This window comes from Brucella intermedia LMG 3301 (assembly GCF_000182645.1).
Taxonomy (GTDB): domain Bacteria; phylum Pseudomonadota; class Alphaproteobacteria; order Rhizobiales; family Rhizobiaceae; genus Brucella; species Brucella intermedia.
On sequence record NZ_ACQA01000001.1, the window covers coordinates 2,228,295 to 2,241,160 of the forward strand.

Below are 12,866 nucleotides of genomic sequence, written 5' to 3' on the forward strand. Positions count from 1 at the left end.
TTATCCTGCGCAAAACCGCATCACTTTTGCTGGAAATGCTCCTAATGCAGGACGATCTCGCCCTGCACATTCCTCCAGTCCGAGGGGCCAAGCAGCCGGAAATGCGTGTAGCTGACCGAATGCAACGGCCCGTCGATCTCCCGATTCCAGAATTCGATGAAATGATTGAGCACCGGAAAATCCGGCGCGAGGTCATAATCCTGCCAGACGAAAAGCTGCAGCAGATGCGGATGATCGGGCAGGTGATAGAAGACTTTCGCCGTCGTCAGGCCGTAGCCGGCAAGTTGCAGTTCAAAGGCTGATTTCGCGTTCAAAGCGGACGTCGTCATGGCGATTTCCCCTTTTTGTGAAGAGCCATATTGCATGGCTCCTGATTAGAAGATAATCACTCCAAATGGTTTTTAAACTGTAAAAACAATATATTAGCAACAGTCGGCGGCGAGTGCTGCCAGTTGCCATTTCTAACGATGCGTCATTGTGGATCATGGACGCGCCGATTGTCTAATTTACCTTGCCCGCAATGGAAGGTAGACAGGGCACCCGATGGTCTCGCCATTCACGGCAGGCCGTCTCATCCGGCGGGAGGTGCCGGGCAGTTTTGGGTGCATTATGCGTGCGGGACATGTCTGTCCGGTTCGCACAATGCTGAAGGAGGACATCATGTCGGAAAAGCTTTACCCGGTTCTTGCCGAGGCAAAGAGAAACACGCTCATCGACAACGCAACCTATCTCGACTGGTATCAGGAAAGCGTGAGCGACCCGGACGGCTTCTGGGCAAAGCACGGACGGCGCATCGACTGGTTCAAGCCCTTCACCAAGGTCAAGAACACCGATTTCAACGGCGACGTGTCCATCAAATGGTATGAGGACGGCGTCACCAATGTTTCCTACAACTGCATCGACCGCCATCTGAAGAGCCGTGGCGACGAGGTCGCCATCATCTGGGAAGGCGACAATCCCTATATCGACAAGAAGATCACCTATCGCGAACTCTATGAAAACGTCTGCCGTCTGGCGAATGTGCTGAAGAAGCACGGCGTGAAGAAGGGCGACCGCGTCACGATCTACCTGCCGATGATCCCGGAAGCCGCCTATGCGATGCTGGCCTGCGCGCGCATCGGCGCGGTGCACTCGGTCGTCTTCGCCGGCTTCTCGCCGGAAGCGCTGGCCGGCCGTATCGTCGACTGCGAATCCACCTTCGTCATCACCGCCGATGAGGGCGTGCGCGGCGGCAAGCCGGTTCCGCTGAAGGAAAACACCGATACCGCCATCGACATTGCCGCCAAGCAGTATGTGATGGTCAACAAGGTTCTCACCGTGCGCCGTACCGGCGGCAAGGTGAGCTGGGGTCCGGGCCGCGATCTCTGGTACCACCAGGAAGTCGCGAGCGTCGAGCCGACCTGCGATCCGGAACCGATGAATGCGGAAGACCCGCTCTTCATCCTTTACACATCCGGCTCGACCGGCAAGCCGAAGGGCGTGCTGCACACAACCGGCGGCTATCTCGTCTATGCATCGATGACGCATCAATATGTCTTCGACTATCATGACGGCGACATCTACTGGTGCACGGCGGATGTGGGCTGGGTGACGGGCCACTCCTATATCGTCTATGGCCCGCTGGCCAATGGCGCGACGACGCTGATGTTCGAGGGCGTGCCCAACTTCCCCGATCAGGGACGTTTTCTGGGAAGTCGTCGACAAGCACCATGTCAACATCTTCTACACGGCGCCGACCGCCATTCGCGCGCTGATGGGTGCGGGTGATGAGTTCGTCACGCGCTCGTCGCGCTCATCCCTGCGCCTGCTCGGTTCGGTCGGCGAGCCGATCAATCCGGAAGCCTGGGAATGGTATTACAACGTGGTTGGCGACCAGCGTTCCCCCATTGTCGATACATGGTGGCAGACGGAAACCGGCGGCATCCTTATCACCCCGCTGCCCGGCGCAACGGACCTGAAGCCGGGTTCTGCGACGCGTCCGTTCTTCGGCATCAAGCCGGAACTGGTGGACAATGAAGGCGCTGTTGTCGAGGGCGCCGCAGACGGCAATCTGTGCATCATCGACTCCTGGCCGGGCCAGATGCGCACGCTTTACGGCGACCACAAGCGCTTCGTCGAAGCCTACTTCTCAACCTATAAGGGCAAGTACTTCACCGGCGACGGCTGCCGCCGCGACGAGGACGGTTACTACTGGATCACGGGCCGCGTCGACGACGTGCTCAACATTTCCGGCCACCGACTCGGCACGGCGGAAATCGAATCGGCGCTCGTCTCGCATCACTCGGTTTCGGAAGCCGCTGTCGTTGGCTATCCGCATCCGATCAAGGGACAGGGCATCTATTGCTACGTCACGCTGATGACCGGCGAAGCAGTTCAGGATGAAGACGCCCTGCGCAAGGAGCTGACCTTGCACGTGCGCAAGGAAATCGGTCCCATCGCCACGCCGGACAAGATCCAGTTCTCGCCGGGCCTGCCGAAAACCCGCTCGGGCAAGATCATGCGCCGCATCCTGCGCAAGATCGCCGAAGACGAGTTTGGTGCACTGGGCGATACCTCGACGCTGGCCGATCCGGGCGTCGTGGACGACCTGATCGAAAATCGGCAGAACAAGAAATGACAAACGAAAGGCCGGGAATTTCCCGGCCTTTTCACATTGCGATTAAACATTCGCTTTCGACATCTACCGAATAGATTTTCCGCGCCGCAACGACCTGAAATGTTTTTTCAAGCGGACGCATATGGGTGATCTCCCAAGCAAGCCAACCATCTTCGAAATATGAGGCACAAGCTGCTTTCATATCGTCTCGGGTAAAGGGCCGAACACGGCCAATCCGGACCAGTGCTACCGCATAGCCATCCGGATCGTAATCGCCATCTTTCTCCAGAAACCGCTGATTCTCCACAATCAGCAAATCTTCGCCTGCATCGAGATTGGGAAGCCAGCGTCTCACCTCAAGGGTTTTCTCCCCAGACGCTATCCGGCGACCGCTTGGAGCGACGATCGAGATTGCTTTTACCAGCATCGATAATCGATCCTCGCAGGATAATCAGAAATCTATCGTCCGCCCCTTGATCTCCCAGTCACCATAACGGGCGGGGTCTTTACCCCCGCGACCGCCGATTTCGCGAGGTGCCTGGGCTTCCTTTTCGACGGCACGGCGCGCTTCGGCTTCCTTCAGCGCGCGTTGGGCAGCGGGCGGCAGATCGTCAAACGGGCGCTTGTCCACGTTTTCCGGGCTTTCGGTTGCTTCGGTTTTCTCGCTCATCGGTCACATTCCTGTTGGCTGCGTCAGCTCCCATTATTGAAGCGAAGCCTGTTCATACCCATCATATAGGCAGAAAGGCACGCGCTGCAAAACCCTTGCGGGCCATGCAGCTTCAGATTTTGGAGACCGCCACGGATGAATATGACGAAAACTGCCATGCTGATCGCCCTCATGACGGTCATGTTCATGAGCATCGGCTATTTGTTGGGCGGCGGGGGCGGCATGATGATCGCGCTTGTGATCGCCGTCGCCATGAACCTGTTCGGTTACTGGAACTCCGACAAGATGGTGCTGCGCATGTACAATGCGCAGCAAGTGGATGAGCGCAGCGCACCGGACTATTACCGTATGGTGAGCGGCCTTGCCGCCAATGCGGGCCTTCCCATGCCGAAGGTCTACATCATCCATGAGGACCAGCCGAACGCTTTCGCCACGGGCCGCAATCCCGAAAATGCCGCCGTTGCCGCCACGACCGGCCTTCTCAACCGGCTTTCACCCGAAGAAGTGGCGGGCGTGATGGCGCATGAGCTGGCCCACGTCCAGAACCGCGACACGCTGACCATGACCATCGTCGCAACGCTTGCCGGTGCCATATCCATGCTCGGCAATTTTGCCTTCTTCCTTGGCGGCAACCGTGAAAACGGCAACGGCATCATGGGTGTGGTCGGCACCATCCTCGCCATGATCGTCGCACCCTTCGCCGCAATGATCGTGCAGATGGCCGTCAGCCGCACACGCGAATATGCCGCCGACAAGCGCGGCGCGGAAATCTGCGGCAACCCGCTTTGGCTGTCCTCGGCACTGGGCAAGATCGCGCGGGGCGCAAAAGCCATCCCGAACGAGGAAGCCGAACACAACCCGGCAACCGCGCATATGTTCATCATCAACCCGTTGAGCGGACGCGGTGCAGACAATCTTTTCTCGACCCACCCGGATACTGATAACCGCATTGCAGCGCTTGAACAGATGGCCGCCGAAATGGGCATCCGCTCTGCCGGAATGGCTCCTCGTGCCGCGGCCCCTTCCCAAAGCAGTGGTCCATGGGGTAATGCAGGCGGTAACAGCAATGGCGGTTCCGGTTTTCGAGGGCCGTGGTCATAAGGCATGATCCCGAAAAGTGGGAACCGGTTTTCGGACAAGATCATGCTTAAACAAAAAGTAGCAGAACAGCGTGAACGATAAAAAGCCTGCGCCGAAGCGCGGAAACAAAAAGCCGCTAACCAACAACAGCGCCGCAGACCTGCGCCCCGGTCTGGCGGCGCGTTTGTGTGCGGCCCGCCTTCTCGGCGCGGTGATCGAAAAGAACACTTCGCTCGACGGCCTGACCGACAATACCCACGGTCATCCGCAATATCTGGCGCTGGAGCCGCGCGACCGCGCACTGGTTCGCGCCATTCTTGGTTCTGCGCTGCGCAATCGCGGCAGCATCGAACGCGCCATCAACAAGCGGCTCGACCGGCCATTGCCGGAAAATGCGGTGGCGCTGAAACATCTTCTGCATGTCGCCATCGCCCAGATTTTCTATCTCGACCTCCCCGACCATTCGGCGGTTGATCTGGCCGTGGAGGCGGCGAACAGCGACCCGCGCAACCGCAAATATGCCGGTCTGGTCAATGCGCTGCTGCGCAGGCTGTCGCGCAACAAGGAACGCGCGCTCGCCCACACGCTTGAGCCTGAAACGAACGTGCCGGAATGGTTTGCAAAGAGCATCACCGAGGCCTATGGCGCGGAAAAAGCGGCAGCCATTCTCGCCATGCACGCCTATGAGCCGCCGATCGATTTTACGGTCAAGGGCGACGCGGAAGCGTGGGCCGAAAAGCTGGGTGGCGTGGCGCTTCCCAACGGCTCGGTTCGCCTGCAGACGGTCGAAGGCAATCTCACCGATCTGCTCGGCTTTGCCGAAGGCGACTGGTGGGTGCAGGATGTGGCGGCAAGTCTGCCTGCGCGCCTGATGGGTGACATCAGGGGCAAACGGGTTGCCGACCTGTGCGCCGCCCCCGGCGGCAAGACGGCGCAGCTTGTGCTCCAGGGTGCGGATGTGACCGCGCTCGACCTTTCCGAAAATCGGCTGAAGCGCCTGCGCGGCAATCTGGAACGGCTCGGTTTCGAGGCGAAGACCGTCGCCACCAATCTTATGGATTTCCAGCCGGACGAACTGTTCGATGCCGTGCTTCTGGATGCGCCCTGCTCCTCCACCGGCACGGTGCGCCGTCATCCGGACGTGCCATGGACCAAGACGCCGCAGGATATCGCCAAGCTTGCCGAACTTCAGGGCAAGCTTCTGGCGCATGCGGCCACTCTGGTCAAACCCGGCGGTGTAATCGTCTTTTCCAACTGTTCCCTGCACCCGCTCGAAGGCGAGGAAATGGCGCGCAAGGCGGCGGAAAATCCGCTGCTGGAGCCTTTCCCGATCACGGAGCAGGATTGTTCCGGTCTGGAGGGGCTGGTAACGGTGGAAGGCTTTTTGCGGTCCACGCCGGCAGACCTGCCGCCGAAGCGTTTTGACGGCAATCCGCAGATGGCCGGAATGGACGGTTTCTTCGCCGCCCGCTTCAAGCGTCGGGCCTGAGACCGGATATAAGCAGACAAGTCGGATAATTTGCCATAACGGGCCGGGATGCCCGTTATGGTTAACGCTCGATTCACCATTTCTGTACAATTGTATCAAGGGAAACCGGCCTTTCGATCTGGCCGCAGCATAATGACAAACAATACGGAGAAAGACCGGGTGGCAGTCGCCCTCAGCGAAACCCCACATCTTTGGGGACTGGCCGTTGCACAGGCGTGGCGCAAGTTCAGCCGCCGTCTGCGCATGGGGCCGCTTTATCGCTGGCGCTTCACCGGCTTCACCCCGGACCGTATCCTGATCGCCCCGCCCGACCTGCGCGTCGCCGACCCGCAGCTGGCGCAGGAATTCTACCACGGCCGCTTTGCGCTTGCCGGTCGACTGGTCGAGACCGGCGGGTTGTCGCCTTTCGCCGTCGAGCCGCCGACGCCGGAGTGGGAAGCGGCACTTCAGAGTTTCGGCTGGCTGCGCCATCTGAAAAGCGCCAACAGTGAACTGGCAACTGCCAATGCGCGCGCGCTCGTCGATGACTGGATGCGCATGTTCGGCAAGCGCATCGGCGGTCTTGCCTGGTCGCCGGAAGTCACCGCCCAGCGCATCATTGCCTGGCTGCAGCATTCCAATCTCATTCTGTCGGGCGCGGAACTTCCCGCCTATCGCAAGTTCATGCGCTCACTCGCCATGCAGGTGCGTTACCTGCGCACCGTCGCTGCCGCCATGGATGATGGCGAGGAACGCCTGCGCGCCCGCATCGCATTGGCTTTCGCCGCCCTGGCGCTGCCGGTTTCGCCGCCGACGGCACGTGCCGCGCGGCGCAATCTGGAATATGAGCTGAAGCGCCAGATCCTGCCCGATGGCGGGCATATTTCGCGCAATCCCGTTACGGTTCTGGAGCTGCTGGCCGATCTTCTGCCGCTGCGCCAGACCTATGCCAATGGCACGGAATCCCCGCCCAAGGCGCTGATCGAAGCCGTCGAGCGCATGCTGCCGGCCCTGCGTTTCTTCCGTCATCAGGATGGCAGCCTTGCACTATTCAACGGCGTCGGCCCCACCATGCCGGAACGCATCATTTCGGTTCTGCGGCACGATGAAACTGCCGGATCGCCGCTGACCCACGCGCCCTATTCGGGCTATGAACGGCTTTCGATGGGTTCGACCACCATCATCGCCGATACCGGACTGCCGCCGCCCGTCACCGCATCGCGGGACGCCCATGCCGGCTGTCTCGCCTTTGAAATGTCCTCCGGACGCCAGCGCTATATCGTCAATTCCGGCGTCGACCGTTTCGGCCCGCCGGAATTTCGTCCATTGGGCCGTTCGACGGCTGCGCATTCCACCGCGACCATCAATGACACGTCCTCGTGCCGTTTCAGCCTGAATGCGGGCCTCTCCAACATGATCGGCACGCCGATTATTGCAGGCCCGACGCGCGTACAGCGCGACCGGATCGAGGAGATGGGAAGGCAGGGGTTTGTCGCCAGCCATGACGGCTATGCGCGCCTGTTCGGCATCTATCACGAACGCCGCCTCGTCCTGTCGCATAATGGCAGCGTGATTCAGGGCGCCGACCGCTTCTATCGCGGCGACGGTCGTCCGCTGAAATCAAACGGACGCGACAATATTGCCGTCCGTTTCCACCTGCATCCCTCGGTCGATATTTCCTTCGATGAGAACGGATTGATCGTCCTTTCGGCTGACCGCGACGATACCTGGGTCTTTTCCTGCTTCGAGGTTGCGCCGCAGCTGGAAGATTCGATCTTCTTTGCGGGCTTCCGCGGCCCCGTGACATCGAAGCAGATCGTGCTCTCCTTCCCGGCTTCCGAATTGCCGGAAGTGAACTGGCAGTTCAGCCGCGTCGCGCTCGGCAGTTACGTGTAATTCGCTCTCCCGCTCCTCCCCTTCGAGACGGCGCCCTTCGACAAGCTCAGGACGCCTCCTCTGGATGAGGGTGGAGCGTAATTAATCAGCCTCGACGAACGGCACGCTGCGTTTGCGAGTCGACAGCGACATATCCATTCTGGAACGCTCTTCAAGCACCACCGCCCTCACCCTGAGGAGGCGTCCTGAGCTTGTCGAAGGGCGCCGTCTCGAAGGGTCGAGGATCAATGGGATCGAATGGAGAGCAAGAAATACCTCTTCACCGTTCCTTTCCGGCCTTTTGCGGTAGGATTCTCGGCGCGCCTGTGTTAGGGCGAGCCGTCCACTTTCCTGAACGCATCCGTTTCAGCAACGAAGAGACCAACTCCCTATGGCTGTCAGCTCCAAGCATATTCCCGCTCCCGATCTTCATCGGGTGCGCCGCGCCCTCCTTTCCGTTTCCGACAAGACCGGCCTGATCGATTTCGCCAAGGCGCTTCACGCGCAGGGCGTCGAAATCCTTTCGACCGGCGGCACCGCCAAATCGATTGCCGCCGAGGGCATTCCGGTGAAGGACGTGTCCGAAGTAACCGGTTTCCCGGAAATCATGGACGGGCGCGTCAAGACGCTGCATCCGGCAGTCCATGGCGGCCTGCTCGCCGTGCGCAATGATCCGGAACACGTCTCGGCCATGGAAGCACACGGCATTGGCGGCATCGATCTCGCCGTCATCAATCTCTATCCGTTCGAGGAAGTCCGCTTCAAGGGCGGCGACTATGACACCACCGTCGAAAACATCGACATTGGTGGCCCGGCCATGATCCGCGCTTCCGCGAAGAACCATGCCTATGTCGCAACCGTCGTCGATCCTGCCGACTATGCAGCAGTCGTCGCTGAGCTGGAAAAGCATTCCGGTTCCCTGCCGCTTGCCTTCCGCAAGAAGCTCGCCGCCAAGGCATTTTCGCGCACCGCTGCCTATGACGCCGCGATTTCCAACTGGTTTGCCGAAGCAATCGAGGAAGAAACCCCGGTCTATCGCTCGGTCGCAGGCAAGCTGCATTCCGTCATGCGCTATGGCGAGAACCCGCACCAGACGGCAGGTTTTTATCTCACCGGCGAAAAGCGCCCCGGCGTTGCCACCGCGACCCAACTTCAGGGCAAGCAGCTTTCCTATAACAACATCAACGACACCGATGCGGCTTTCGAACTCGTCGCCGAATTCGACCCGGCCCGCACCGCAGCCGTTGCCATCATCAAGCATGCCAATCCGTGCGGCGTGGCAGAAGGCGCATCGATAAAAGACGCCTATCTCAAGGCGCTCGCCTGCGATCCGGTTTCGGCCTTTGGCGGCATCGTCGCGCTCAACAAGACGCTTGATGAAGAAGCTGCCGAAGAGATCGTCAAAATCTTCACCGAAGTCATCATCGCCCCGGATGCCACCGAAGGCGCACAGGCCATCGTCGCAGCCAAGAAGAACCTGCGCCTGCTCGTGACCGGCGGTCTGCCGGACCCACGCGCCAAGGGCATTGCCGCCAAGACGGTTGCCGGTGGCCTGCTGGTCCAGTCACGCGACAATGGCGTGGTGGATGATCTCGATCTCAAGGTTGTCACCAAGCGCGCGCCGACCGAAGCCGAACTCAACGACATGAAATTCGCCTTCCGCATTGCCAAGCATGTGAAGTCGAACGCCATCGTCTATGTCAAGGATGGCGCGACGGTCGGTATCGGCGCAGGCCAGATGAGCCGTGTGGATTCCGCCCGCATCGCAGCCCGCAAGGCGGAAGACGCTGCCGAAGCCGCCGGTCTTGCCGAGCCGCTCACCAAGGGCTGCGTGGTCGCTTCCGATGCGTTCTTCCCGTTTGCAGACGGTCTTCTGTCAGCCGTTCAGGCCGGCGCAACCGCCGTCATCCAGCCGGGCGGCTCCATGCGCGACGACGAGGTGATCGCCGCTGCCGACGAACATGGCATCGCCATGGTCATGACCGGCATGCGCCATTTCCGGCATTAATGCATGTCTCCCAAAAGTGGGAACCGGTTTTGGGATAAAGACATGCATGGAAACTAAAGCTTAAAGCGTGTCATACGAGTACGATAAAATGCGACACGCTGTTAAAGCTTATACGCATTATAAAACAGGCATTTATCGAGGCCCCGAAACCAGCCGTTCCGGGGCCTCGTTTTCATTGAGTTTCATATTGTTTCGTTTAAATTCGTTTTCAGAATAGGCCGGATCAACGGAGGAGCCCGCCCCATGACGCAGTTTATCGGTTCCATCGACCAGGGAACCACGAGTTCGCGTTTCATCATTTTCGACCGGCAGGGCGATATCGTCGCCAGCGACCAGCGCGAACACGAGCAGATTTATCCGAAGGCGGGCTGGGTCGAACACAATCCAACGGAAATCTGGCGCAATACGCAGCACGTCATTGCCGCAGCGCTGAAGAAGGCAAACCTGAAGGCAGCCGACATAGCTTCCGTCGGCATTACCAACCAGCGCGAAACCACTCTGCTCTGGGACCGGAAGACCGGCGTGCCGCTCCATAATGCGGTCGTCTGGATGGATACGCGCACGGACGAGCTGGTCGCCCGATACACGAAAGACGGCGGCGCGGACCGCCTGCGCGAAAAAACCGGCCTGCCCATCTCGACCTATTTCTCCGGCCTCAAGCTGCGCTGGATACTCGATCACGTTCCCGGTGCCCGTGAAAAGGCCGAAGCTGGCGACGCGCTTTTCGGCACCATCGACACATGGCTGGTCTGGAACCTCACCGGCGGCACCGATGGCGGCATTCACATCACCGATGTGACCAACGCCTCCCGCACCCAGCTCATGGATCTTTCCACGCTGAAATGGGACGCGGATATTCTCCGCCTGTTCGAGATTCCTGCTTCCTGCCTGCCAGAAATCCGCTCCTCGAGCGAGGTCTATGGCGAGATCGCCCTGCCCTCGCTTTCCGGCGTCAAGCTGGCGGGTATTCTGGGTGACCAGCAGGCAGCGCTCTTCGGCCAGGCCTGTCTGGAACCGGGCGAGGCCAAGAACACCTATGGCACCGGTTGCTTCATGCTGATGAACACCGGCGAGAAACTGGTGCCCTCCAATTTTGGACTGCTGACCACGGTTGCCTACAAGCTGGACGGCGCGAAGCCGGTCTATGCGCTGGAAGGGTCAATTGCGATCACCGGTGCTCTGGTGCAATGGCTGCGCGACAATCTCGGCATCATCAGGCACAGCAGCGACATCGAAACGCTGGCCCGCACCGTAGAAGACAATGGCGACGTCTATTTCGTCCCGGCCTTCTCCGGCCTCTATGCGCCGCACTGGCAGGATTCCGCGCGCGGCATCATTGCTGGCCTCACCCGCTTCGCCAACAAGGGGCACATCGCCCGCGCGGCGCTGGAGGCGAGCGCCTATCAGGTGCGCGAAGTGCTGGATGCGATGGTGAAGGATTCCGGCGTCGAGATCACGGAGTTGCGCGCCGATGGCGGCATGACCGTCAACGAGCTGCTCATGCAGTTCCAGTCCGACATTCTGGACGTGCCGGTCGTGCGCCCGAAAATCATCGAGACCACGGCGCTGGGCGCTGCCTATGCGGCGGGACTTGCCGTCGGCTATTGGAAATCGACGCGGGACATCGTGGAAAACTGGCAGGTGGGCCAGCGCTGGCACCCGCGAATGCCGGTCGAGGAAAGCACGCGCCTGTTCCGCTCGTGGGAAAAGGCCGTGCAGCGTTCCATGGACTGGATCGAATAGAGCCGTCTCGAAAAGACCGGAACCGCCTCCGGCACGTCAATGCGGGCCGGATGCAAGCGGCTTGTCGGCCGGGATAAGGCGTAATGGCAGCCAGATAGAGCCCCACGACAAAAAACAGCAGTAGCACCGACATGCCAATCGCCGCGCAGCCAGTGAGAGCCGTGATCGTCGCGACCAGAAACGGCCCGAGAAATCCCGTCGCCCGGCCCGCCAGCGCATAGATGCCGAAATAGCGACCCGATTCCTCCGGCCTGATGCTGCGCGCAAACCACGAACGGGCGGACGCCTGCACCGGCCCCAGGGCGGCGCCGATCATCAGCCCGTAGACGAGAAATGCCTGTTCCGCAGCCGTGGAGAACAGCCCATGTCCCTCGGAATAGCCAACCGGCAAAAGCCCGAGCAGAAAATAATTCGTTCCGGTGGAAACGATACCGAACGAGGCGATGAGCAGAAGCACCAGCGATCCGAGCACGATGGCTTTTGAGCCGAGCCTTGCATCGAGACGAGCCGCGACGAGGCAGCTCAGGATCGCCGACACATTGGTGATCATGCCGAAGAGGCCGATTTCGTTGATGCTCCAGCGAAACAGTGAAGCGGCATAGCCCGCGCCGAGCGCGACAATGGCATTGAGCCCGTCCTGATAGACAAGGCGGGCGGCAAGGAAGCGGACTATTCCCGGACGCTTCCGCACTTCCCTCAGCGTCGACTTCAGTTCCGTCAGGCCGCTGCCGACCGCCTGGCGCAGCGGCTGGCCGCGCGCCTGATCCGGCGTGAACAGGAACATCGGCATGATGAAAACGAGATACCACAGCGCCGCGATGGGGCCGGTGATGCGGGCATCTTCGCCGCTGGCAGGGTCAAGCCCGAAGAGCGGCGGAAGCCCGATCAGGGTCCTGCCCGTCTCGGGTGACGACGCCAGAAAGACCACGACGAAGATCAGCACCAGCACGCCGCCCAGATAGCCGAGCCCCCAGGCCAGATTGGATACTTTGCCAATCTCCCTGGCGGGGACGAGCCGCGGCATCATGGAATCGTTGAAGACGATGGAAAACTCCGCCGAGATCATGGCGATGCTGAATGCCAGAAGCACCCAAAACAGGTTTGCGCCCGGCACCGCGAACCACAGCGTCATCAGGCCCGCGATCTTCAGGACGGCAAAGAAGCCGATCCACGGTTTGCGCGCGCCGGTCTTGTCGGCAATCGATCCCAGAACGGGCGACAGCAGTGCGATCACGAGGCCCGCGGCGGCAAAGCCGTACCCCCAGGCGATCTGCCCCGCTTCCGGCGTGTCGGCCATGCGTGAGATGAAATAGGGACCAAAGATGAAGGTTACGATGACGGTGAAGAACGGCTGCGCCGCCCAGTCGAAGAATATCCAGCCCCATACGCCACGCCGCGAGGCATGGCTGCGGGCAGCCATAAGCTG

General features: G+C 60.4%; 8 protein-coding genes and 2 pseudogenes. 6 read left to right on the forward strand and 4 right to left on the reverse strand.

Translation table 11 applies throughout. The features are described from left to right. Nucleotides 1-41 precede the first annotated feature (41 nt). Nucleotides 42-329 (reverse strand): usg protein, encoded by a 288-nt coding sequence (locus tag OINT_RS10695; RefSeq protein WP_006471250.1) that lies wholly within the window; start codon nucleotides 327-329, stop codon nucleotides 42-44. A gap of 331 nt (nucleotides 330-660) precedes the next feature. Here OINT_RS10695 and acs point away from each other — a divergent pair. Further along, nucleotides 661-2,617 (forward strand): annotated as a pseudogene (gene acs / locus OINT_RS10700) (acetate--CoA ligase). 31 nt (nucleotides 2,618-2,648) lie between these two features. Here the strand turns inward: acs and OINT_RS10705 are convergent. Both OINT_RS10705 and OINT_RS10710 read right to left on the reverse strand, forming a co-directional pair. After that, nucleotides 2,649-3,023, reverse strand: a complete 375-nt coding sequence (locus OINT_RS10705) for an ASCH domain-containing protein (protein WP_006467822.1) — start codon at nucleotides 3,021-3,023, stop codon at nucleotides 2,649-2,651. Between the two features lie 24 nt (nucleotides 3,024-3,047). Then, complete coding sequence (locus OINT_RS10710; RefSeq protein WP_006467823.1) at nucleotides 3,048-3,266, reverse strand: DUF1674 domain-containing protein; 219 nt, start codon at nucleotides 3,264-3,266, stop codon at nucleotides 3,048-3,050. Between the two features lie 135 nt (nucleotides 3,267-3,401). Between OINT_RS10710 and htpX the strand changes: the two genes are divergently transcribed. The 5 genes from htpX to glpK all read left to right on the forward strand — a co-directional run bounded on the left by htpX (nucleotide 3,402) and on the right by glpK (nucleotide 11,440). Further along, on the forward strand, nucleotides 3,402-4,367 hold the full coding sequence (gene htpX / locus OINT_RS10715; protein ID WP_006467825.1) for a zinc metalloprotease HtpX: 966 nt from the start codon (nucleotides 3,402-3,404) through the stop codon (nucleotides 4,365-4,367). A 70-nt stretch (nucleotides 4,368-4,437) separates the two neighbouring features. Continuing rightward, entirely contained in the window at nucleotides 4,438-5,835 is a 1,398-nt protein-coding gene (locus OINT_RS10720; protein WP_006467827.1) for an RsmB/NOP family class I SAM-dependent RNA methyltransferase, read from the forward strand. A 132-nt stretch (nucleotides 5,836-5,967) separates the two neighbouring features. Beyond that, complete coding sequence (locus tag OINT_RS10725) at nucleotides 5,968-7,710, forward strand: heparinase II/III family protein (protein WP_021588077.1); 1,743 nt, start codon at nucleotides 5,968-5,970, stop codon at nucleotides 7,708-7,710. A gap of 370 nt (nucleotides 7,711-8,080) precedes the next feature. Further along, nucleotides 8,081-9,697, forward strand: a complete 1,617-nt coding sequence (gene purH / locus OINT_RS10730; RefSeq protein ID WP_006467831.1) for a bifunctional phosphoribosylaminoimidazolecarboxamide formyltransferase/IMP cyclohydrolase — start codon at nucleotides 8,081-8,083, stop codon at nucleotides 9,695-9,697. Nucleotides 9,698-9,940: 243 nt separating this feature from the next. Beyond that, the gene (gene glpK / locus OINT_RS10735; protein WP_006467832.1) at nucleotides 9,941-11,440 is read left to right on the forward strand and encodes a glycerol kinase GlpK; all 1,500 of its coding nucleotides are present in this window, start codon (nucleotides 9,941-9,943) and stop codon (nucleotides 11,438-11,440) included. A gap of 70 nt (nucleotides 11,441-11,510) precedes the next feature. Here glpK and OINT_RS10740 read toward each other — a convergent pair. After that, a pseudogene (locus OINT_RS10740) lies at nucleotides 11,511-12,860 on the reverse strand (MFS transporter); the annotation flags it as partial. Nucleotides 12,861-12,866 lie beyond the last annotated feature (6 nt).